Annotated in this window: 21 protein-coding genes; 10 read left to right on the top strand and 11 right to left on the bottom strand. The window is 66.0% G+C overall.

The window, feature by feature from the left end; genetic code table 11:
- Nucleotides 1-10: 10 nt before the first annotated feature.
- Both ACVW17_RS33255 and ACVW17_RS33250 read right to left on the bottom strand, forming a co-directional pair.
- Nucleotides 11-418, bottom strand: a complete 408-nt coding sequence (locus ACVW17_RS33255; RefSeq protein ID WP_456755808.1) for a DUF4332 domain-containing protein — start codon at nt 416-418, stop codon at nt 11-13.
- A 57-nt stretch (nt 419-475) separates the two neighbouring features.
- Nucleotides 476-841 (bottom strand): DUF2267 domain-containing protein, encoded by a 366-nt coding sequence (locus ACVW17_RS33250; protein ID WP_456798339.1) that lies wholly within the window; start codon nt 839-841, stop codon nt 476-478.
- Between the two features lie 389 nt (nt 842-1,230).
- Here ACVW17_RS33250 and ACVW17_RS33245 point away from each other — a divergent pair, with 389 nt between their 5' ends.
- On the top strand, nt 1,231-2,850 hold the full coding sequence (locus tag ACVW17_RS33245; RefSeq protein ID WP_456798338.1) for a helicase HerA-like domain-containing protein: 1,620 nt from the start codon (nt 1,231-1,233) through the stop codon (nt 2,848-2,850).
- A 95-nt stretch (nt 2,851-2,945) separates the two neighbouring features.
- Nucleotides 2,946-4,346 (top strand): M20/M25/M40 family metallo-hydrolase, encoded by a 1,401-nt coding sequence (locus ACVW17_RS33240; protein WP_456755806.1) that lies wholly within the window; start codon nt 2,946-2,948, stop codon nt 4,344-4,346.
- Nucleotides 4,347-4,568: 222 nt separating this feature from the next.
- Here the strand turns inward: ACVW17_RS33240 and ACVW17_RS33235 are convergent, their stop codons facing one another.
- Together ACVW17_RS33235 and ACVW17_RS33230 are read right to left on the bottom strand one after the other, a co-directional pair.
- Entirely contained in the window at nt 4,569-5,348 is a 780-nt protein-coding gene (locus tag ACVW17_RS33235) for a class II aldolase/adducin family protein (protein ID WP_456755805.1), read from the bottom strand.
- Between the two features lie 162 nt (nt 5,349-5,510).
- A complete protein-coding gene (locus ACVW17_RS33230) occupies nt 5,511-7,160 on the bottom strand; it encodes a glycosyltransferase family 39 protein (protein ID WP_456755804.1) in 1,650 nt (549 codons plus the stop codon).
- 353 nt (nt 7,161-7,513) lie between these two features.
- Between ACVW17_RS33230 and ACVW17_RS33225 the strand changes: the two genes are divergently transcribed.
- Both ACVW17_RS33225 and ACVW17_RS33220 read left to right on the top strand, forming a co-directional pair.
- Nucleotides 7,514-8,362 (top strand): DUF308 domain-containing protein, encoded by an 849-nt coding sequence (locus ACVW17_RS33225; protein ID WP_456798337.1) that lies wholly within the window; start codon nt 7,514-7,516, stop codon nt 8,360-8,362.
- Between the two features lie 176 nt (nt 8,363-8,538).
- The gene (locus tag ACVW17_RS33220) at nt 8,539-8,952 is read left to right on the top strand and encodes a MucR family transcriptional regulator (RefSeq protein ID WP_456755802.1); all 414 of its coding nucleotides are present in this window, start codon (nt 8,539-8,541) and stop codon (nt 8,950-8,952) included.
- Nucleotides 8,953-8,958: 6 nt separating this feature from the next.
- On the opposite strand, the gene ACVW17_RS33215 is transcribed toward ACVW17_RS33220, so the two are convergent.
- Nucleotides 8,959-9,390 carry a SufE family protein gene (locus ACVW17_RS33215; RefSeq protein ID WP_456755801.1) on the bottom strand — a complete coding sequence of 144 codons (432 nt, stop codon included), beginning with the start codon at nt 9,388-9,390 and terminating at the stop codon, nt 8,959-8,961.
- A gap of 165 nt (nt 9,391-9,555) precedes the next feature.
- On the bottom strand, nt 9,556-9,939 hold the full coding sequence (locus ACVW17_RS33210; protein ID WP_456755800.1) for a DUF5330 domain-containing protein: 384 nt from the start codon (nt 9,937-9,939) through the stop codon (nt 9,556-9,558).
- A 434-nt stretch (nt 9,940-10,373) separates the two neighbouring features.
- Between ACVW17_RS33210 and ACVW17_RS33205 the strand changes: the two genes are divergently transcribed.
- Both ACVW17_RS33205 and ACVW17_RS33200 read left to right on the top strand, forming a co-directional pair.
- Nucleotides 10,374-12,185 carry a PAS domain-containing sensor histidine kinase gene (locus ACVW17_RS33205; protein WP_456755799.1) on the top strand — a complete coding sequence of 604 codons (1,812 nt, stop codon included), beginning with the start codon at nt 10,374-10,376 and terminating at the stop codon, nt 12,183-12,185.
- The gene (locus tag ACVW17_RS33200) at nt 12,178-12,921 is read left to right on the top strand and encodes a peptidoglycan-binding domain-containing protein (protein WP_456798336.1); all 744 of its coding nucleotides are present in this window, start codon (nt 12,178-12,180) and stop codon (nt 12,919-12,921) included. The genes ACVW17_RS33205 and ACVW17_RS33200 overlap by 8 nt, the downstream gene beginning before the upstream one ends.
- Before the next feature lie 59 nt (nt 12,922-12,980).
- Here the strand turns inward: ACVW17_RS33200 and ACVW17_RS33195 are convergent, their stop codons facing one another.
- Nucleotides 12,981-14,624: an ankyrin repeat domain-containing protein gene (locus tag ACVW17_RS33195; RefSeq protein WP_456798335.1), complete on the bottom strand. Its 1,644-nt coding sequence runs from the start codon at nt 14,622-14,624 to the stop codon at nt 12,981-12,983.
- A gap of 225 nt (nt 14,625-14,849) precedes the next feature.
- Here ACVW17_RS33195 and ACVW17_RS33190 point away from each other — a divergent pair, with 225 nt between their 5' ends.
- The gene (locus ACVW17_RS33190) at nt 14,850-15,194 is read left to right on the top strand and encodes a DUF1491 family protein (protein ID WP_456798334.1); all 345 of its coding nucleotides are present in this window, start codon (nt 14,850-14,852) and stop codon (nt 15,192-15,194) included.
- On the opposite strand, the gene ACVW17_RS33185 is transcribed toward ACVW17_RS33190, so the two are convergent.
- Nucleotides 15,191-16,123, bottom strand: coding sequence for a DUF2336 domain-containing protein (locus tag ACVW17_RS33185; protein ID WP_456798333.1), 933 nt, complete (start codon nt 16,121-16,123; stop codon nt 15,191-15,193). The two genes, ACVW17_RS33190 and ACVW17_RS33185, sit on opposite strands and share 4 nt — an antisense overlap.
- A gap of 295 nt (nt 16,124-16,418) precedes the next feature.
- Between ACVW17_RS33185 and ACVW17_RS33180 the strand changes: the two genes are divergently transcribed.
- Together ACVW17_RS33180 and ACVW17_RS33175 are read left to right on the top strand one after the other, a co-directional pair.
- Nucleotides 16,419-16,613: a hypothetical protein gene (locus ACVW17_RS33180; RefSeq protein WP_212018878.1), complete on the top strand. Its 195-nt coding sequence runs from the start codon at nt 16,419-16,421 to the stop codon at nt 16,611-16,613.
- Nucleotides 16,614-16,629: 16 nt separating this feature from the next.
- Nucleotides 16,630-17,397: a hypothetical protein gene (locus ACVW17_RS33175; RefSeq protein WP_456798332.1), complete on the top strand. Its 768-nt coding sequence runs from the start codon at nt 16,630-16,632 to the stop codon at nt 17,395-17,397.
- Here ACVW17_RS33175 and ACVW17_RS33170 read toward each other — a convergent pair.
- Nucleotides 17,394-18,254, bottom strand: coding sequence for a LysR family transcriptional regulator (locus tag ACVW17_RS33170; RefSeq protein WP_456798331.1), 861 nt, complete (start codon nt 18,252-18,254; stop codon nt 17,394-17,396). The genes ACVW17_RS33175 and ACVW17_RS33170 overlap by 4 nt on opposite strands.
- A gap of 91 nt (nt 18,255-18,345) precedes the next feature.
- Between ACVW17_RS33170 and ACVW17_RS33165 the strand changes: the two genes are divergently transcribed.
- Nucleotides 18,346-19,188: an MBL fold metallo-hydrolase gene (locus ACVW17_RS33165; RefSeq protein WP_456798330.1), complete on the top strand. Its 843-nt coding sequence runs from the start codon at nt 18,346-18,348 to the stop codon at nt 19,186-19,188.
- Here the strand turns inward: ACVW17_RS33165 and ACVW17_RS33160 are convergent.
- Together ACVW17_RS33160 and ACVW17_RS33155 are read right to left on the bottom strand one after the other, a co-directional pair.
- Nucleotides 19,185-19,808 carry a DUF1254 domain-containing protein gene (locus ACVW17_RS33160; RefSeq protein ID WP_456798329.1) on the bottom strand — a complete coding sequence of 208 codons (624 nt, stop codon included), beginning with the start codon at nt 19,806-19,808 and terminating at the stop codon, nt 19,185-19,187. The genes ACVW17_RS33165 and ACVW17_RS33160 overlap by 4 nt on opposite strands.
- The gene (locus ACVW17_RS33155; RefSeq protein WP_456755791.1) at nt 19,805-20,383 is read right to left on the bottom strand and encodes a DUF1214 domain-containing protein; all 579 of its coding nucleotides are present in this window, start codon (nt 20,381-20,383) and stop codon (nt 19,805-19,807) included. The genes ACVW17_RS33160 and ACVW17_RS33155 overlap by 4 nt, the downstream gene beginning before the upstream one ends.

Below are 20,383 nucleotides of genomic sequence, written 5' to 3'. Positions count from 1 at the left end.
AATAGGTGAGCTAATAGGTGATTTTTGGAGGCAGCTTGCGTGCCTCTTCAATCAGCAATTCGACCGATTTCTCCGACGGCATTACGCGGACCAGTTTACGCCGCACGTTGGCGTCCTTCATGCTCTGCGCCAGCCGCGACGGGTTGCGGTGGGCAAGCTCGCGCACGGTGGTGACGCCGGCGGCGCGAACCAGCCCGACCTTCGCCTTGCCCATGCCGGGAATCCGCATGTAGTCGGAGATGTTGGCCCATTCGAGCAGTTGCTGTTCGCTGATCCCGGTCTTGGCGGCGAGCGCCTTGCGTCCCCTAACGGTGCGAGCGGCTTCAAGCAGCGCGTCGGTCGTGCGGATTCCCTGCGATTTCAGTTTGGTGGCGCAATAGGCGGACAGGCCTTCGATCTCGGAGAGTGGGTATGTCATGATACTCGTATGCAGGTAGAAGGGAGCGCACGTGCAACGGCGTCGAGAGGAGGGGCTTCAGGCGAACTGGCTGAGGCCCGGTGTCCCCGAGATGATCTCGCCCATTTGATCCGCTCCGATTTTGTCGCGGCCGAACCTGAAAAGCTCACGCGCGACGTTCTGAATCTCACTCATGCTCAGGCCAAGCGCCATCAGCCGGGTGCCGACAGCCATCAGGCCGCCGCCCATCAACCGCGACAGTCCACCGCTGTTGTTGGAAGCGGCGATCGCCGCTTCGGCGCCGGGGATTTGATCGATCAGAGCCTGGACCTTGTCGGAAGGTCCCTCGTTACGGAGGAAACCCAGAACGATGCCGACGGTTTTTTCAGCGACAGCGCCATCGATGCCGGCCTTTGCGGCCAGCTGCCCAACCAATTCGTCCATCTTGCCCCGCCTCAACCGGACTTTGCCGGATCGTTCTTGGAGATTTATCTTGAGCGCCTGTGTCACGAAATACAAGCGATCCGCGCATTTCAGTTCGTATTCTTTTTCGATCGCGTCGTGACTGTGGCCTCGCTGCAAGAGTGAGCGGCGGATTCACACCATCTTGTCGCAATGCGCAATGCCTTTCGTCACTTTGCCGGGAATAAAATCTGAGGAACTGCTGGCGCGACGATAGACGACGGCATCCGCTGACGGTTTCAATCGACCCACAACATGCAATATGATGGCTTGGGTTCATGACGGCATGGGTTCGTATCTCGAACCGGGTTCGAGCTTCGAACCCGGTGTGATGATCGAAACGATCTAAATTTTCGTGAAGAGGCGAAGCGATGGCGACCTCCGACAACAAGTTGGCCGATACCGGCGAGAAGATTTTTATCGGCAAGGGCGAGGAGACAGCCTGGCTGACGCTGGCACTTGCCAATCGGCATGGCCTCGTCACCGGCGCGACCGGAACCGGCAAGACCGTCTCGCTTCAAGTGATGGCCGAAGGGTTCGCGCGCGCCGGCGTTCCGGTTTTCGCAGCCGACATCAAGGGTGATCTCTCCGGTATCTCCGAGGTCGGCGAGGCCAAGGACTTTATCGTGAAGCGGGCTCAGCAAATGGGCTTGACCTTCCAGCCCGATCAGTTCTCGACCGTATTCTGGGATGTGTTCGGCGAGCAGGGCCATCCGGTGCGTGCCACCGTCACCGAGATGGGACCGCTGCTGCTCGCGCGGATGCTCGATCTGAACGACGTGCAGGAGGGCGTGCTCAATGTCGCCTTCCGCGTCGCCGACGAGAATGGCCTGACGCTGATCGACATGAAGGATCTGCGCGCGCTGCTGGATGCGATCGCGCCCGACGGCAGCAAGAAGGCCGCCGACGACGGCGAGGATCCGCTGGCGCCGATCCGCAAGGCCGCGCAGAGCTACGGCAACGTGTCCAAGGCGACGGTCGGAACGATCCAGCGCCAGCTGCTGGTGCTCGAGAACCAGGGTGGCGCGAAATTCTTCGGCGAGCCGGCGCTGACGCTGAAGGATTTCATGCGCACCGACCGCGACGGCCGCGGCGTGGTTAATATCCTGGTCGCCGACAAGCTGATGCAGAGCCCGCGGCTCTACGCCACGTTCCTGCTCTGGATGCTCTCGGAGCTGTTCGAGGAACTGCCGGAGGCCGGCGACCTGCCGAAGCCCAAGCTGGTGTTCTTCTTCGACGAGGCGCATCTGCTGTTCACCGATGCGCCGAAGGCGCTGATGGACAAGATCGAGCAGGTGGTGCGGTTGATCCGCTCCAAGGGCGTCGGCGTCTATTTCGTCACCCAGAATCCGATCGACGTGCCGGACAAGGTGCTGGCGCAGCTCGGCAACCGCGTCCAGCACGCACTGCGCGCCTTCACGCCGCGCGACCAGAAGGCGGTCGCAGCTGCAGCGCAGACCTTCCGGCCCAATCCGAAGCTCGACACCGCGCGGGTGATCATGGAGCTCGGCAAGGGCGAGGCGCTGGTGTCGTTCCTCGAGGGTGGCGGCACGCCGTCGATGGTCGAGCGCATCATGGTGCGGCCGCCGTCGGCGCGGATCGGGCCGATCACGCCGGAGGAGCGCAAGGCGATCATGGATGCGAGCCCGGTGAAGGGCAAATACGACACCGCGATCGACGCGGAATCCGCCTACGAGATGATCCAGAAGCGGCTTGCCGGTGCCGCGGCGCCGGCCGATGGCTCAGGGGGCGAAGGCGGCGGCATCCTCGGCCACATCGGGGCCATCGCCGCCACGATCTTCGGCACCAACGTCAAGCGCGGCCGGCTCTCGACCGGGCAGGTGATCGCGCGCAACGTCACGCGCTCGGTGACCGACAAGGTGGTCGGCGGCGTGGTGGCCGATCTCGGCAAGTCCGTCGGTGGATCGGTCGGCGGATCGATCGGCCGCGCATTGGTGCGCGGCGCGCTCGGCGGAATCCTGCGCAGGTAGCATCGCGACGATCCGAGCCGAACGGGCAACCGGCTTTGCCTCCGGCGGCCGGCGCGCTACAACGGCGGCAACGTCCAAGCAATAGGATCCAAGCGATGTCCAATGCCAAGCTGCAGCCGGTCCTCGACCGCATCGATGCCGATTTCGACAACAGCCTCGAGCGGCTGTTCACGCTGCTGCGGATCAAATCGATCTCGGCCGATCCGGCCTTTGCCAATGACTGCAAGGCGGCTGCCGATCATCTCGCCAAGGATATCGCGACCCTCGGCTTCAAGACCGAGGTGCGCCCGACCGCCGGTCATCCGGCCGTGGTCGGCAAGCTGAACGGTGCGACCGACGGGCGGCCGCATGTGCTGTTCTACGGCCACTACGACGTGCAGCCGGTCGATCCCCTGAATCTCTGGCATCGGCCGCCGTTCGAGCCTGTAGTGACCGACCATGCCGACGGCCGCAAGATCATCGTCGCGCGCGGCGCCGAGGACGACAAGGGACAGTTGATGACCTTCGTCGAGGCGTGCCGCGCCTGGAAGAGCGTGACGGGATCGCTGCCGGTCGACATCACCATCGTCATCGAGGGCGAGGAGGAGATCGGCTCGAAGAATTTCGTGCCGTTCCTCGAGGCCAACAAGGCCGAGCTCAAGGCCGACTTCGCACTGGTCTGCGACACCGGCATGTGGGACCCCAACACGCCGGCGATCACTACCTCGCTGCGCGGCCTGGTCTATGACGAGGTCAAGATCAAGGCCGCCAACCGCGACCTGCATTCCGGCGTGTTCGGCGGCGGCGCGCAGAACCCGATCCGCGTGCTGACGCGGATTCTCGGCGGCCTGCATGACGACAACGGCCACATCACCATCCCCGGTTTCTATGACGGCGTGAAGGATCTGCCGCCGGACATCCTGGCGCAGTGGAAGCAACTCAACCTGACGCCGGACAGCTTCCTCAAGCCGATCGGGCTGTCGGTGCCGGCCGGCGAAAAGGATCGGCTCCTGATCGAGCAGGTCTCCTCGCGCCCGACTTGCGACATCAACGGCATCGTCGGCGGCTACACCGGCGAGGGCTCCAAGACCGTGATCGCCGCCGAGGCCTCGGCGAAGGTCTCGTTCCGCCTGGTCGAGGGACAGGATCCCGAGAAGATCCGAAAAGCGTTCCGCGACTATGTGACGGCGCGCCTGCCGGCCGACTGCAAGGCCGAGTTCATCGATCATTCCGGTGCGCCGGCGATCGCGCTCGACTGGAACATGAAGCCGCTGGCGGCGGCCCGCCGCGCGCTGACCGACGAATGGGGCAAGGAGGCGCTGCTGATCGGCTCCGGCGCGTCGATTCCGATCGTCGCCGACTTCAAGCGCACACTCGGCCTCGACAGCGTGCTGATCGGCTTCGGCCTCGACGACGACAACATCCATTCGCCGAACGAGAAGTACGACCTCAAGAGCTACCACAAGGGAATCCGCTCCTGGGCGCGGATTCTGGCGGCGTTCGCCGAGGCGAAATAAGCAAGACGCGAATACGCTCGAAAGCGACCGAGTAGCCCGGATGAAGCGCAGCGAAATCCGGGACGGTCGATCCGCGGATGCGTCACCCCGGATTGCGCTCCGCTCCATCCGGGCTACGAAGACACAACTACACGTGAAAACGCCGCCCGGGATTGGGCGGCGTTTTGATTCAGGTCGTGCAGAGGGTGTTGGCGGACAGCCTATCCGAAGATTGCGAAATTTTCAATCACGGTAGCCGGGATTGACTCGGTCGAGCTTGCGCAGCAGCGGCGGCCAGACCAGCTGGGTCGAGCGCAGCTCGGCGCGGTCCGGGTTGGAGAGCAGCTCGGTGTTCTTGTCGATGGCGAGCTGGTCGACCGGGTAGGCGATCGGGCCGAGCGCGCGGGTCGCCACCTGCATCGAGCAGGCGCGCTCCAGATGGTACATCCGCTCGAAGGCGGAGGCGACCGAGCGGCCGACCGTCAACGTGCCGTGATTGCGCAGCAGCATGTGGTTCTTGGTGCCGAGATCGCGCTGCAGGCGCGGCCGCTCGTCGTGATCGAGCGCGATGCCCTCATAGTCGTGATAGGCGAGGTCGTGGGTGACGAGCTGCGCGGTCTGGTTCAGCGGCAGCAGCCCCTCGGGGCCGCTCGACACCGCGGTGCCGTCGACCGTGTGCAAATGGAGCACGCAGCCGGCATCCTCGCGCACCTCGTGGATCGCCGAATGGATGGTGAAGCCGGCCGGGTTGATGCTGTACTCGCTCTCAGAAAGCTGATTGCCGTCGAGATCGACCTTGACCAGGCTCGACGCGGTGATCTCGTCGAACATCAGCCCGTAGGGGTTGATCAGGAAGTGATGCTCCGGCCCCGGCACGCGCGCGGAAATGTGGGTGTCGACCAGATCGTCCCAACCATAGAGCGCGACCAGCCGGTAGCAGGCGGCGAGGTTGATCCGCTGCTCCCACTCCGCTGCACTCGTGTTCGATGGCACTTCCTTCAGACGCGCTTCCGCTGGCGACATGGCGATTTCTCCATTGATCGTTGTTGCTTGATTCAAGCGTAGCGCCGCTTCCGGAGCGCAGCAAGGCAGCGTAACGGCGTGACAGTCATGTCGGCATGCGGCCCACGATCCGAACCGCGATCGTCGGTGGGCAGCCGCGCGATGGTTGTTCTGTGGGTGGCGCTACGGCGCCGGGATCGCCAGCAGGCTCGAGATGCTGCGGCCGCGGATGTCGTAGACGCGGGCGAACACCACGTCGTCGCGCTTGATCTCGACCATCACGGGCGCGGCCAGGCCCTTGCAGTAGAACTCGCCGAGCGTCATCGCGAAGTCGGCGGCGTTGCTGTCCCAGCCGATCGTGAAATCGGGCCCGAGCGCGACCTGCGCGGGGCGCTGCGGTCCGCACACCGCGACCTTCCATTTGCGGTGCTGCGGCGGCACTTCCTGCCGCTCCGCCAGCTGCTCGCGCAGCCCGTCGGAAGCCTGCTTCAGCGCCAGTCCCCAATAGTCCAGCATGAAGAAATTGTCGGCGGTCCGCACCGTGCCGGCGATGTGGTTGAAGTGCGTGTATTGATACGGATGCAGGCGGATCATCTCGCTGAGCGGCAGCAGCAGGCCGAAGGCGAACACCGCGAGCGCCGCAGGCTGCCAGGCGCGGCGGTTCTCGCCGAGCCAGTCCATGCCGCGGGCGAAGGCGACGCCGGCGAGCACCGCCATCGGCGGGATCACGAAGATGAAGTGGCGGATGCCGTTATAGAGCGCCGGCCGCTTCACCATCGCGATCACCAGCGGCAGCGTCGCGGCGAGCGTCAGCAGCAGCATGATCGACTTGCGCTTCGCGGTCACGTCATTGCGCGACAGCGACGTGAAGGTGACGACGACGGCTGCGGTGAGCAGCACCAGCAGCACCTCGGGAAGCTGCAGCGCGAACAGCGTGGGCAGATAGGACCATGGCATGTCCGGCACCGACACCAGTGCGCCGTCGAACATCTCCTTCCACGGCTTCTCGAAGAAGTGCGAGAAGTAGGTCACCGCTTCCAGCGGATGCCCGGGCTCCATGATCGACCACGGCCAGATCAGGCCCATCACGAGATAGCCGAGCACCAGCCCCGGCAGCAGCACGTAGACGACATGGGCAAAGCGGTGGGTCGCCTCGCGCGCGCCCTGCTTGCGGAATTCCTCGATGAACAGCGGGATGAAGCCGACCACGGCGTAGATCAATGCGAGCCCGCCCAGCACGCGGCAGCCGATCGACAGGCCGGCCCCCAGGCCCACGATCAGGATCGTGCGCGGCGAGGGCGCCGGGTATTGCTCGATCAGGCGGACGAGACCCAGGATCAGCACGATCATCGCCACGGCGAACGGCGCATCCTTCGGGTTCATGAACATGTGGCCGTAGAAGGTCGGGCACAGCGCCAGCAGCAGCAGCGCAGCCAGTCCCGCCAGCGGGCCGCCGACGCGGCGCGCCAGACGCCAGGTGACGGCAAGGCCGATGACGCCGACGATCGCGCCGAGCAGGCGGCGCGTCTCGAACAGTTCGAGCGGAATGACCTTGTGCAGCAGGGCCGCGGCCATATCGAAGCCGCCGCCGTACATATAGAGGTTGGCAAACGACAGCGCGCCGGTGTCCTTGAAGCCGGAGCCGTACATGCGCAGCAGCAGGTCGGCATATTCGGCGTGGGTGTAATCGTCCCAGCCGAGACCGTAATCGCGGAATGTGAGGCCGGCGACCACGGCGACCACGCCGAGGACGAGGAATGCGAGATCGTCGCAGGTCTTCTCCGCCGAGCGCCGTGCAGGCGCCTCGAAGGCAGACGTCGTAATCGATGACATGGCTAGTGGTACCGGCGTGCCTGTGGCCCAGATTGGCGCTTTAGGGCCTCATTCCCCGGCATCCATAGCGCAGTTCCGTTTCCGAGTAATTGGTAATTGTGGCGTAATTTCCCAGATGCGTTGCAATAAATTGGCAGCAATTCGTAGCCAGTAGATCTACGGGAGCGGCGCCAAACGCGGTCGTGGCGATCGCCGTCGCGTGCCGCATCACGGCCCATTAAGCGGGATTTTAGGGAACTTGCTCTACAATTGGCGGTTGGCGGTGTGGATAATATGACGGTATCGTGGCATAGGCGGCCCGGGCCGATTTTCGGTTGGGTCTTCCGGGGGTTAGTTCGATGAAGGTTGGTCTGTTGGTCGTCGGCGCCGGCCTGGTTGTGGCAGGCTTGGCGGCGGTCGGCTTTGGAATCCCCTACAAGGAATTCAGTGTCGGCAGCACGTTGATCACGACGGGCGTGACTGGCGTGTGCACCGGCGCGATCGTTCTGGCCCTTGCCGCCGTCCTTGGCGAGCTCCAGGCCATGGGCGGACGGCTCGACGCGGTTGTTGCCGTGGGTCTGCGGTCCGGCGGTCCATCGCCGTCTGCAACTTCCCCGCGCAACGCTGCCGACGATTCGGTGTTCCCACCGTCGCCCGAGCCGAAGGTCGCGGCGGCTCCGCCATCCGCGCCGCCGCCCTGGCACGACGAAATCGCCCCGCGCGGCGCGTCGGGCGAGGTGCCGCCGCCCGTGCCGGGCGCAACGGCTGCTGACGGTGAAGCAGCGCTGCCCAAGCGGCGCAATCTGATGTTCTCATCCTCGCGGAAGGACCGGACCCAGACGCGTGGCACCGAACCGTTGACGCCGGACCTGCTGTCGCCGGAGCTGCGTCCGAATCCGGCCGCTGCGGCCGAGCCTGCCCCGGCGACGTTCGACGATGCCTGGCCGAAGGCCGACCGCCCGCGATCGGTCGATGTCGCGCCGCGGCGCACGCCGCGGCCGTCAACCCTCGGCGAGACCCAGCCGCCCGCCGCCTCTCCGTCATCGGGCCATCCGCCGCCGCCCCAGGAGCAGCCGCCGGTGACCGTGCTCAAATCGGGCGTGGTGGACGGCATGGCCTATTCGCTCTATTCGGACGGATCGATCGAAGCGCAGATGCCGGAAGGCATGATGCGGTTTGCCTCGATCGACGAGCTCAGGTCGCATCTGGAACAAAGGCCGTAAATCTGCGGCAATACTTGTGCCCGGTCGGCGCGAAGCCGGAAACATCGCGGTTCTTGTCAGGTTTGCTGCAATCCGCTCATATTCGCGAAGTAGTGCGCGATTCCATTAATGTATTGCTGCACGTGGATACTGTCCGGTGGGCGCCGGGCCGTCGGAACCACGGGGAAGGTTGAGCCATGTCCGATATGTCAGGCAAAACGCCGGTCGAGCTGACCGCAAACATCGTCTCGGCCTATCTCAGCAACAATCCGACGCCGGCCTCGGATATTCCGAACCTGATCAGCCAGGTCCACGCCGCCTTGCTGCGGGTGTCGAGCGGACGCGCTGACGCGCCAAGCGAGCCGGCCAAGCCCGCGGTGTCGATGAAGAAGTCGATCACGCCGGAATATCTGGTCTGCCTCGAGGACGGCAAGCGCTTCAAATCGCTCAAGCGCCATCTGCGCACCCAGTACAACATGACGCCGGAGCAGTATCGCGACAAATGGGGGCTGCCGGCCGACTATCCGATGGTGGCGCCGAACTACGCGGTGGCGCGGTCGCAGCTCGCCAAGAAAATGGGGCTCGGCCAGCAGGCCAGGAAGCGGAAGTAAGCGGCGCTAGGCGGCGGAGGCCAGCGCCTCGCGCGCATCGTTGCGGATGCGGTCGACCATCGAGCGCAGGCCGTTGGAGCGCTGCGGCGTCAGATGGTCGCGGAAGCCGAATTCGTCGAACAACGCCAGCGCATCGGTATCGAGGATCTGCTTCGGCGTATGCCCGGAAAACAGCGTCAGCACGATCGCGACCAGGCCGCGCACGATGTGCGCGTCGCTGTCGCCGAGATAGATCAGCCGCGGCTCGCCATTGCCGTCGCGCGCGATGCGCTTCGACAGCCAGACCTGGCTGACGCAGCCTTGCACCTTGTTCTCGGCCGAGTGCTCCGCCTCCGAGAGCGGCTCCAGCGTGCGGCCGAGCTCGATGACATAGCGGTAGCGGTCATCCCACTCGTCCAGCAGCGCAAAATTGTCCCGGATTTCGTCGATCGTCGTCATCGTGGCCCGCGTCCTATTCTCAACGGCTTATATAGGAAGCCGCGCTGCGAAAGCGACGAAAATGGAACCGGTTCCCGGTTGTTTTGACGCGTTTTCTTCACGCGAGCCGGCGGCCATCCCGCATCCAGTGAAGACAGGCCCCGCTCGAAAACACGCCGGCTTGCCTCACGGCGTCGGCGGCAGGCGGAATTCGATGCTCTGATCGTCAGCGGTCAGCGTGTCGCGGGATGCGGCCATGGCCAGATCGGTATCGTCCTTGCCGATCGAGCCCGTGTGGTCCGGCGGCTTCTTGTCGGTGATGATCTGGTACAGCTTGCGCGCCCCGTCGGTCGCGCGCTGGCCGATCGCGGTCGCGGCCTGACCGCCGACCTCGCAGGCGGACGGCTGACGCTTGCAGAACTGACCCATGTCGTTGATCGTCGCGGTCGCGGCCGACACCGCATCCGAGGCGCTGATCTGCGGCGTCTTGTCCGCTTCAGGAGTTTTGTCTCTCGGCAGCAGCACGAGCACGAGCCCGAGCCAGAATGCCAAACGCAACAGGAAGAACATGGCGCGATCCCGGTCGTCTGTCTTGTCTTTTGCTTCTTGCGCGGTGGAAGCCGCGATTGGCCTTGAGGGTTAGCATCGGTCGATAAACCGGACGTATCCGCATTGAAGTAAATCCGTCCAAAAATCGCGGAAAACCCGCCTGACTTGATTCGCCGTAAATTTTCGATTGATGGCGGCTTGAGGCGGCCGGATGCGCGGAATCCGCCGCGTCCACCATTTCGAAACCATAGATCATCGCATCCGGAAACCAGCCGTTCACCATCCCCGACAAATGAGCGGTGAATGGCGGCGTCGAAGCCTCCCAATGCACGGTGTTTGGCAGCAGGCCACCCCGCCTTAGCGTTCGCTTAAGTTCGCTCTGACACGTTGACCTGCAATCACGAAGGAGGCGTTCCGGCGCGTCTAACTGACGATTGAGCCGAAGCGCGAGTGCTGTGAGTAGTTTGAGTCTGATCCGCGATTGCCTGGATGCGCTGCTGCATCCGTCGGCGCAGTATGATGCGCTGACGCGTGCGCGCCATCGCGCCTTCATGGCGCCGCGGCTGCTTGGCAGCCTGGCGGCGCTGGCTTCGTTCCCTGCCTTTCTGGCGATGCGCGGCGCGCCGACGGCGATCGAGGTTGCGGCGTTCGCCTGGCTGATCGCGCCGATCCTGCTGTCCTGGTTCCTGTCGCGCACCGGCCGCTATGAGGGCGCGCACGTGCTGTCGTCGCTGGCGCTCGCCGGCCTCGTGATGCTGATCGCGGCCTCCACCGGCGGCATCGCCTCGTTCGCGGCGGTGTGGCTCGTCGTGATTCCGATCGAGGCTGCGCTGTCGGCGTCGCGTCGCGTGGTCGCCTTTGCCTTTGCGCTGGCGATGATCTGCGCCGCCTTGCTCAGCGTGCTCGGCCATTACCACGTGCTGCCGCTGGTCGATCCCGCGGTTGTGTCGAACAGTACGCTGGCCGGCTTCGGCGTCGTGTCGGCGATCTTCTATGCCGCCGGGCTGGCTTTCGGCGCGGAGTCGCTGGCGCGGACCAGCGTGGCGTTGTTGTATGTCGAGGAAGAGCGCTACCGGCTGCTCGCCCACAACATGAGCGACGTGTTGTCGCGGCACAGCCGCAACGGCGCGGTGCGCTTCATTTCGCCTGCGGCCGAGATCATGCTCGGCATGCCGGCCTCGCGGCTGTCCGGCCATGGCCTGTTCGACCGCGTTCATGTCGCCGATCGCCCGGCCTATCTCACGGCGCTGTCGGATGCGGCGCGCGGCGAGTCCCGCAGCGTCGAGTTCCGCGTGCGCCGCGACGGTGCGCGCGGCGAGGCTGCCGCCGAATTCATCTGGGTCGAGATGCGCTGCCGTGCGCTCGACCAGACCGCCGCCGATGCCGAGGTCGTCGCCGTGATGCGCGACGTGACCGATCGCAAGCTCCAGGAGCAGGCGCTCGAGCAGGCGCGCAACGCGGCCGAGCAGGCCGACGCCTCGAAGACGCGCTTTCTTGCCACCATGAGCCACGAGCTGCGCACCCCGCTCAATGCCATCATCGGCTTCTCCGAGATGATCGCGCAGGAGGATGTGCTCGGGCTCGATGCGGCGCGCCGCAAGGAATATGCCCAGCTCATCAACGATTCCGGCCAGCATCTGTTGTCCGTCGTCAACGGCATCCTGGACATGTCGAAGATGGAGTCGGGCAATTTCGAGATTTCGCCGGAGCCGTTTGCGCCGCGGCCGGCGCTGCTCAATTGCTGCAACCTGGTGGCGCTGAAGGCGCGCGAGAGCGGCGTCGACCTCGTCACCCGCGTGCCCGACGATCTTCCGATTTTGAACGGCGATCCGCGCGCGTTCAAGCAGATCGTTCTCAATCTGGTTTCCAACGCCATCAAGTTCACCGAGCGCGGCGGCAAGGTCACCGTGTCGGCCGGCGTCGAGGGATCGCGGCTGCTGCTGCGTGTCTCGGACACCGGCGTCGGCATTGCCGCCGACGACCTCAAGCGGATCGGCGATCCGTTCTTCCAGGCCGGCAAGACCTATCAGCGCCGCCACGAGGGCACCGGCCTTGGCCTGTCCATCGTGAAGGGGCTGGTCGGCCTGCACCACGGCGACATCAATGTGGAGAGCAAGGTGGGCGAGGGCACCATCGTGTCGGTCGCGCTGCCGCTGGCGTTCATCCCGCCGGCCGCGGTCGAGCCGTCCAGCAATGTCTCGACCTTGAAGCCCGCGCTGCGATCCGGACTGCAAGAGCAAACCCATCAGGTGAAGAAGAGTGCCTAGACAGACTTTGGATGACGACGAAACGCCGCGCCGTCGCCGCGGCGCCAAGGCAGTGGCCGTCGCGGCCGAGGACGAACGCGGCCTCGTGCTCCGTTTGCTGCTGCACAGTCCGAAGGACCTGATCGCCGGCGTGCTGGCCCTGTCTGCCATCGTCGCGATCCTGATCAATGCGCTGTTCCTGCAGGCTGGTCGTCATCCGTCGCCGATGTTCGGCGGCTCGGTGGTAACGCTGCCGCCTCCGGCGGCCGCGGCCACCAATCCGATGCCGCGCCCGCGCCCGGCCGAGGCGGCTGCCCGCTCGGCCGAGCCGGCTGCGATGGAGCCGTCCAAGCCGGTCGATGTGAAGCCGGTGGAGACCAGGTCGGTCGAAGCCAAACCGGAACCCAAGCCGGTTGAAGCCAAGCCGGCCGACCCGATAGCCAGTCTGGTGGCGAAGTCGGCCGCAACGCCGCCGGCCGCCGCACCGTCTCCGGCCGCCCCGCCGTCCAGCGTCATTCGTCCGCCGGCGCCGATCCCGACCGCGCATCTGAGCCCGGCCGGCAAGCGCATCGCCGCGGTCCAGCGGACGCTAACGGAGTATGGCTACGGCCAGCTCAAGCCGACCGGCACGATCGGTGCCGATACCCAGCACGCGATCGCAAAGTTCGAGCGCGCGCGGAAATTGCCGGTGACGGGGCAGATGTCTGATCGTCTCGTGCGCGAACTCGGCGCGATGATCGGGCACTCGATCGAGTAGGACCTATTGGGGCCGGGCTTGAAGCCCGGCCATTTCACACCTGACGCATCAGAGTGTCGTCAGACCGCTTCGCCCAGCAGTACGTCTCTGACCTCATCCGAGAACGGTTTCCTGCGGCCGGCCACCAGCACCCATTCCGGATCGCCGCGATCGGCAATGCCGCGCGGCATGCCGTGATCGAGCAGGGCCTGCGCGCAGCCGACCCAATCGCCGCCTTCGACCGGCTCGTTGCAGGAGGCCCAGGACAGGCTTCCGGAGGCGTTGTCGCCAAAGCCATGCTGTTCGGTCCACTCTGCACCGTGCTCGAGCAGGAAGCGCGTCAGCCTGGCATTGCCGCGGAACACCGCATGATTGAGCGCCGAGGCATCCCAATCGCCGCCGCGCACGGTGATCGGCCAGCCAAGCCTGACCATCAGCCGCACCGCATCGTCATCGCCGACTGCGGCGAGCTCGGGAAGCAACCGCAACTGCTGCGCTGAGAGCGAGCCCGGAAGATCGGGCCGCGCGATCTGGATCCGCCGCGCTTCGCTCTCATTGCCGCTGCTGCATGCCGCGACGAACCGCTCGTCATCGCCGAGCGTCTCGTCACCGGTCCGCTCGCGCAGGAGCGCGGCAACCTCGGTCAGGCCGAATTGCAGCGCGAACCGGTAGGCGCTGAGACCACCAGGTGTGGTGATGCGCGGATCTGCGCCGGCGTCGAGCAAGGTCGCGATGCACGTCGGCGACCGCCGCCGCCGGATCGCCCACATCAGCGGCGATCCGCAATCCGTCAACGGCGCGTTGCCGGCGGGCTCGTTCGGATTGCCGCCGTGCCGCAGCAGCAATTGGAGCGCTGGCAGATTCTCGTCGTCGACCACCTTGTACATCGCATTGGTGCCGGCGATCCGCGCGCCATGCTCGAGCAGCAGGGCTGTCGTGACAGAGCCTTCGAGCGAGTGGTACAGCGATTCATTGTCGTTCGGATTGGCGCCCGCTTCGAGCAACAGTTTTGTCAGCGCAAGATCGTGGTTGCGCCCGGCGGCGCCATAGAGCGCCGACAGCGGATTGGTGTCATCGGGCGCGTCGAGCGTTCCGGGCGGCCAGCGGCTGCCGATATGCTGGTCGGGGTCGGCGCCGGCGTGCAGCAGCAGGCGCGCGCAGCGATGCAGCCGCGGTTGATAGTCCGGGAGCTGCAGCAGGCTGGAATGCGTGACCGCGACGAGCGGCGGCAGTTTGAGTGGACCGCCGGGACGGTTGACCCATGCGGGATCGTTGGCCGCGGTACGCCGCAGCGTCTCCTCGTCGCCAACAGCGCAGGCGAGATAGGGATCATCGGCCACGAGGTCGGGATACTCGCTGAGCATCCGCGCCGCTACGCGCGGATGCGCGCGATCGCTGGTGCCGCTGACATCTGCGGCATAGACCAGCTGCAGCCAGCGGCGCACGCGCTCGTCCCGGCTTTTGCCGGGCGGCGATTGGGCCTCGACATAGCGGCGCAGGTCCGGCCACGAGGCGAAGCCGAGATCGCGCGCCACGCAGGACTGCGCGTCGTGCAGCCGCAGACCAAGTGCTGCGATCTGCGCGTCGCTGCGGTCGGCGGCCGCCGGAAGCGACTGCCGGAAACGGGCGTAAGCCTCCGGCGCCTGTCGCCGGTAAAGGCGGATGAGCTCCTTGGCCTGCTTCTTCAGATGTTCGAGATTCAATCGCGCGGGCGATCGGTTCATGGCAACCTCCGTGCATCACCGCCGATGGTCCACAAAACCGGCTGCACAAAGGCTTGGTTGGCCGCGTATTCGATGCAAGTGGGTTCGACCCTTCCCGTGGACCCGGGCGCGGCTTGCACCGCAGATGCGAGGATATGGGCGGCGCTTCTATCGGTCAACCCGCCACTGCGTGACGGCATCTGTGACGATTGGACGTGGCCGCGCCGCTGGCCTATAGGTCGGCGCATGCGATTGAAAACCAGCATTTGGGTCGCGGCGTATCTGCGCCGCTGCCAGACCGAGGGCGTGTTCGGCGCAGTCCGCAAGAAGGGCTCCGAAGAAGCCGGCGCCGTGTTCGTGAAGGTGGCGCTGATGGACGGCAATGCGATGCTGTATGCGCCGGCGCCGCAGACGGTCTATGACGACAGCCGTCCGGTCGAGCGGCTGTTCGTGCCGACGGCGCCGCAGCCGGTGTCGGAGCCGTCAGTCGAGGAGCGGTTGACCAAGGAGCTCCGCTTCGATCCCGACGCCTGGATCGTCGAGACCGAAGATCGCGCCGGGCGGCACTTCCTCGATCTGGCGAAGAGCTAGCTGCCGGATTTCTGGTTGCGGATGGCGGGCGCGTTGCCGGGCTGCACCGCCGATCGCGTCTGCGAAGATGCCGCGCGGACGTGATGGCGCTCGTCGTCATAGAGCGACGAGCGATACTTGTTGCGGGCCACCGCCATGGTCGAGCCGCGCCACGCCGCCAGCATCACCAGCGCCGAGCGCTCGCTGAGACGATCGTAGAGCCGCGACAGGCGGTAGACATAGTTGACTGACGAGCCGGCTTCCGGATTGAGGAACATCAGGATCCGCTGGAACGCGGCACTCGACACCTCAAGCGCCCGCATCGCGCAGGCAAGCGGCTCGCCGCCGGGATCGCTGACGACATCGGCGGCGATCCGCGACGGCAGGATCAATGCCTCGCCGAGCTCGCGGGTGAAGTTGTCGACGTCCTCGGCAAACGCCGCCATCTCCAGGATATGGATCGCGCGCGCGGCGCGGGCGGCCGGAATCCGCGCCGCGGCCTTCAACGGCGTTTCCTGCAGATTGTGCAGGATCTGCGCGCGCTCCTTCGCGTTGGCGGCAAAGAACATGTCGGAGATCTCGGCGGCATCGTTCGGCCGCATCGCAAGGCTCGCGGCCATCCGCAGTTCGGCCTCGGTCGGGATCCTAGCCGGCAGCGCGGATGGTGCGGGTGGGGCAATCGGCGCGGCGGCCGGCTCCGGCTGGCCGGGTTCGGCGCGGCGCAGCCCGAGCTTGTCCATGATCCTGGCGGGCGTTGCCGGATAGATCGCAAGCCGCGCACGGACCGCGGCGCGGGTGGCGTCGTCGACCTCATCGATCAGGCGCGATGTCAGCTCGACGAACTGGCGTTCCTCGTCGGCGGAATGCGCGCTCGCCTGCACATAGAGGTCGGTCAGGACGCGCAGCAGCGTCGGGCGGATGTCGACGCCCTCGCGGCGGGAGAGCGTCATCAGCCCATCGAAACCAGGAAATAACGGAGCTGCGCTCATCTCGGGCGTACGCGACTTGCCAGTAAGACTCGGTCTGAAAACCTTGTGACGGCGAGCCTACGCAGGCTGTTTTAAGACGCAGTTAAGGAAAACAAGCCGTGAAGCCAAACGCTCGCATTTGCCCGTGTCCATTAAGGCACAGCGCCATATCCGTAACCGTCCGTATCGGCAGTTTAAGATGTCATTAACCATGCCCGTTCTTAACTCGGCCTGCGCGGGGCAAATCATGTCCGTGCGGGGCCAGAGAGAACGGAACATGGGCACCATCGTTGAGTTTCCGGCGGATGCGGCTGCACGGCGGCCGAGCGTTGTCGGTGCTGCCGGCGAAGGCATGGGGACCGTGCTGATCCTTCCCGTCGTCCGGATCGAGCGAACGACGGAGGAGACGGGCGGTGGTCGTGGGCCGGAGCAGGGCACTGCGCAGGGCCGCCGTCGCCGACGCCGCTCCTGATCGCGGACATCGTGCAATGCCGCAGCTTGTGCAGCGGACCGCCGCCCGGCGGTCACTCCCGGCGCTGATCCTGCTACTCGCGGGCACAGCGCTCGCGGGCTGCAGTGGCGGCGATTTCGGCCGCACTCGTGCCGATTTCCGCAACGACGACATGCATCGCTGGATGGGCGCCGAGGCGACCGGCAGCGTCGGCAAGAACGCCTCGCAATTCCAGCTCACCGAACACGAACGCCAGCTGCGCGATCTCGCCTATCAGTTCATCGAGCCGCCGCTGTCGCGGCCGGCGTGGAAGAGCGTGTTCGGAGACTACCAGCCGCTGCCTTCGCCGTGGCGGCAGAAGGTGGTGTTCGATCGCACCGCCTATGGCCGCAATCTGATCGACGAGCCGCATCGCTCGTTCGCCTCGCGCTACTCGCTGTTGATCGACGAGGTGCGTGACGACATCACCCGCTTCGAGCCGTTCTTCGCCACCGCGGCCCAGGTGATCGAGCTCGACCGCAAGCGCAGCGCCAGCCTCAAGATGATCGGCGATGTGTCGCCGAAGGAGCGGGCGGACGCGGTGGCACGGATGGAAGAGAACGCGCTGATCGTGCAGTGGGTCCAGCAGAGCCTGGAGCGGCGGATCTCGTCCTATCGCTGGGCGCTGGAGCGGCTGGTGATCCAGGCGCCCGACGGCATGGCCGCCGACGCCGAACGCCAGATCAACGAGCTTGCCCGGCTCACCGCCAGCGCACCGCTGATGTCCGCGCCGGTCACGGGCCAGGCCGTGGTATCGAAGGGCTAGGCTCGCTTCGCTTTCCTTGCTGTCGATCTGACGCCGCGACCGCTTGGTTGCCGCGGCAGGCTCGCAATGAATGCCTTCAGCGCATCGGACGGCGGCTGCGCCGAGGGATAGGCGAGGCCGACCTGGCGCGTCACCTCGACATCGATCTTCCGCATCGCGACATCAGGATTGCCGCGCGCCACGCCTTCGGGGACGATCGCGACGCCGACCCCGGCCGCAACCAGCGCCATCGCCCACTCCTCGGATTCCGCGATCGCCACCGGCTTGCGCGGCGGCGAGGTGCGCTTGAAGAACTCCTGCTGCTCGCAATGGCAGCGGTCGATCATCGGAACGCCGGCGAAGTCGGTGGTCCGCAGCGTCTCCTTCAGGGTAAGGGGATGCGACGGCGGCAGCGCCGCGACGTAGCGCTCGCTCCAGAGCGGGATGAAGTGTTCGCCGGCGCCGATCATGGATTTGGCGACGATGCGCGCATCCGCTTTCTCGTTGGCGCCGACCAGCCGGAGTGCGAGGTCGGCATTGCCGGTCAGCGGCTTCAGCAGCGCGATGGTGCGGGCCTGATCGAGCGTTCGCAACAGGCCGAGCGTCAGCGCCTGCCGTGTCGCCGGCTTGCGGAACAGGTTTCGCGCCGCATCCGCCTCGTCGATGATCCTGCGGGCGATGCCGTGGAATTGCGCGGCCGACTCCGTCGGCGCCATGCCCTTCTTGTGCCGGATGAACAGCGTGGTGCCGAGCTCGGCCTCGAGATTGGTGATCGCCGCCGAGATGGATGGCTGCGAGATGAAGCAGCGCTTCGCCGCGGCGGTCAGGTTGCGCTCGCGGTAGACCGCGGCGAAGTAGCGGAGTTCGCGGATATCCATAGGACAGTCCTATCATATCGATAGAAAGACAATATTTTACCTATGGAATGGCGAGTGGCAAGCCTGCCTCGGCTCCAGCGGAGGATTTGTCATGCGCATCCATCATCTCAACACCGGCACGATGTGCCCGATCGGCAAGCGGCTCGTGAACGGCAGCGGCAGCATCTTCCAGCGGGCGCGGATGGTCTGTCATTGCCTGCTGGTCGAGAGCAATGACGGCCTCGTGCTGGTCGACACCGGGATCGGGCTCGACGACATCGGCGACCCGCCGCGGCTCGGGCGCAAATGGGTGCGGCAGACCACGCCGCGGCTCGATCCGGCCGAGACTGCCGTCCGGCAGGTGAAGGCGCTCGGCTTCTCGCCTGGTGATGTGCGCCATGTGCTGCTGACGCATCTGGATCGCGACCACGCCGGCGGCGTGCCTGACTTTCCAAAGGCCAGGGTGCACGTTCATCGCAAGGAATACGACATGGCGGTAACGCATCAGGTCGCGCCGCGGGTGGGACGCTACATCACGGCGCAGTGGCAGCACGGGCCGGACTGGGCGTTCTATGGCGCCGATGGCGAGGACTGGTTCGGCTTCAGGGGCGTGCGCGCACTCGGCGACCGCGAGCCGGACATTCTGATGATCCCGCTGCACGGCCACACGCTCGGCCATTGCGGCATCGCGGTGCGCGACAAGGGCAAGTGGCTGCTGCACGCCGGCGATGCCTATTTCCATCACGCCCAGCTTGACGCCAGGCCGCGGATCCCGCTGGTGCTCGGCATGTTCCAACGCCGGGCGGACATGGATCGCGCGACGCGCGTCCAGAACCAGGAGCGGCTGCGGCAATTGAAGGCGGCGCATGGCGCCGACGTCACGATCGTCAACAGCCACGATCCCGTCGATTACGAGACCTGCCGCTGCGGCCGGCACCTGGCGTTAGCAAGCTAGCGCTTGCGTGCGGCGGGCGGTGGGGCAGGAGCGGGCGGCGGAGGTGGCGGCGCTTCCTGTTTCGCCGCGACCGGCTCGGCCTGCACCTTGCATGAGGAGGCCGCAAGTGAGGCCTGCGCCTGCGGCATCAGGCCGGGCTCCGGCGCCAGCGCCTTCAGCAGGATCAGTCCGGTCGAGGTCGGCGAGTCGATGATCAGCCGGTCGGCCGCGGTGACTTCCTCGTCCTCGGGCAGATCGTTGTGCTGCGCCTCGGTCATCAGGTCGAGCTCGATCACCTTCTTGCCGGCGGAGCGGTCGTTGATCGCGTAATAGGCGACCTCGTTGCGGGTGTAGAACGACACCGAGGTGTAGGCCTGGCTGACCGGCACGGTGAGCTTGAGGGGCCCGGTCGAGAGATCGTAGCGGCAGATCGCCACCGCGAAGGCCGGATCCATCAGCGGCATCGGCGCGTGGCTCGGGTCGGCCAGCGGCAGCTGCGTCACCTCGTTGAGCTTGGTCATCGGCGTCAGCCGCGAATAGGCGTCCTGCGAGGCGATCCGCGGCAGCGCCAGCACGCTGACGAGATGCACCACGCCGCCGAGCAGCACGCCTGCGAGGATGGTGAGCAGCACGCGGATCATGAACAGCCCGTCGTGGTGATCGAGGGCATCGGCGCGTCGCGCTGGGTGCGGGTCGCGACCCCGACCGGCGTGTCGTAGAGCCGCAGCATCAGCGCGTAGCGCTCGATGCCGCCGGTCGGCAGCCAGTTGCCGGCGCGCGAGCGCGAGGCGATGTGGATCTCGAACGTGCCGTCGGAGGCGCGCATGATCTCCTGGCTGGTGAAGCCGTAGCGCTGCAGCGAGTTGGCGACGAGGTGGCCCTTGCGGTCGAACAGCGTCAGCGTCCAGAACCGCGCCGCCGGGGTCACGCCGCTGACCACGACGTCGCAGCGGCCGTCGAGCGGCTTGTTCTTGTCGTCTGACGTCGCCGAGAATGCGATGCCGTCGCCGGTGCCGATCGGCAGCTCGCCGCTGCGTGCGATGGTGGCACGCGAATAGGGATCGACGTCCGAGGTGCCGTTCTTCGGCCGCGCGGTCCAGGCGCCGATCTTCAGCGTGCCGAGATCGGTGCCGCGCGTCGCCGTCGCGTAGGTCAGGCCGAGGCCGACGGCGGTGGCGATCACGAGGGCCAGCAAAGTGGTGAGGAGGAGCCGCAC

This window comes from Bradyrhizobium sp. USDA 4473 (assembly GCF_054063335.1).
This window is presented reverse-complemented; position numbering and strand designations above follow the sequence as displayed.

What these genes read in the sequence shown, in the direction of transcription:
- ACVW17_RS33255 (WP_456755808.1), bottom strand. Translation starts at nt 418, where the DNA reads ATGACATACCCACTCTCCGAGATCGAAGGCCTGTCCGCCTATTGCGCC.
- ACVW17_RS33250 (WP_456798339.1), bottom strand. Translation starts at nt 841, where the DNA reads ATGGACGAATTGGTTGGGCAGCTGGCCGCAAAGGCCGGCATCGATGGC.
- ACVW17_RS33245 (WP_456798338.1), top strand. Translation starts at nt 1,231, where the DNA reads ATGGCGACCTCCGACAACAAGTTGGCCGATACCGGCGAGAAGATTTTT.
- ACVW17_RS33240 (WP_456755806.1), top strand. Translation starts at nt 2,946, where the DNA reads ATGTCCAATGCCAAGCTGCAGCCGGTCCTCGACCGCATCGATGCCGAT.
- ACVW17_RS33235 (WP_456755805.1), bottom strand. Translation starts at nt 5,348, where the DNA reads ATGTCGCCAGCGGAAGCGCGTCTGAAGGAAGTGCCATCGAACACGAGT.
- ACVW17_RS33230 (WP_456755804.1), bottom strand. Translation starts at nt 7,160, where the DNA reads ATGTCATCGATTACGACGTCTGCCTTCGAGGCGCCTGCACGGCGCTCG.
- ACVW17_RS33220 (WP_456755802.1), top strand. Translation starts at nt 8,539, where the DNA reads ATGTCCGATATGTCAGGCAAAACGCCGGTCGAGCTGACCGCAAACATC.
- ACVW17_RS33215 (WP_456755801.1), bottom strand. Translation starts at nt 9,390, where the DNA reads ATGACGACGATCGACGAAATCCGGGACAATTTTGCGCTGCTGGACGAG.
- ACVW17_RS33210 (WP_456755800.1), bottom strand. Translation starts at nt 9,939, where the DNA reads ATGTTCTTCCTGTTGCGTTTGGCATTCTGGCTCGGGCTCGTGCTCGTG.
- ACVW17_RS33195 (WP_456798335.1), bottom strand. Translation starts at nt 14,624, where the DNA reads ATGAACCGATCGCCCGCGCGATTGAATCTCGAACATCTGAAGAAGCAG.
- ACVW17_RS33190 (WP_456798334.1), top strand. Translation starts at nt 14,850, where the DNA reads ATGCGATTGAAAACCAGCATTTGGGTCGCGGCGTATCTGCGCCGCTGC.
- ACVW17_RS33185 (WP_456798333.1), bottom strand. Translation starts at nt 16,123, where the DNA reads ATGACGCTCTCCCGCCGCGAGGGCGTCGACATCCGCCCGACGCTGCTG.
- ACVW17_RS33180 (WP_212018878.1), top strand. Translation starts at nt 16,419, where the DNA reads ATGGGCACCATCGTTGAGTTTCCGGCGGATGCGGCTGCACGGCGGCCG.
- ACVW17_RS33175 (WP_456798332.1), top strand. Translation starts at nt 16,630, where the DNA reads ATGCCGCAGCTTGTGCAGCGGACCGCCGCCCGGCGGTCACTCCCGGCG.
- ACVW17_RS33170 (WP_456798331.1), bottom strand. Translation starts at nt 18,254, where the DNA reads ATGGATATCCGCGAACTCCGCTACTTCGCCGCGGTCTACCGCGAGCGC.
- ACVW17_RS33165 (WP_456798330.1), top strand. Translation starts at nt 18,346, where the DNA reads ATGCGCATCCATCATCTCAACACCGGCACGATGTGCCCGATCGGCAAG.
- ACVW17_RS33160 (WP_456798329.1), bottom strand. Translation starts at nt 19,808, where the DNA reads ATGATCCGCGTGCTGCTCACCATCCTCGCAGGCGTGCTGCTCGGCGGC.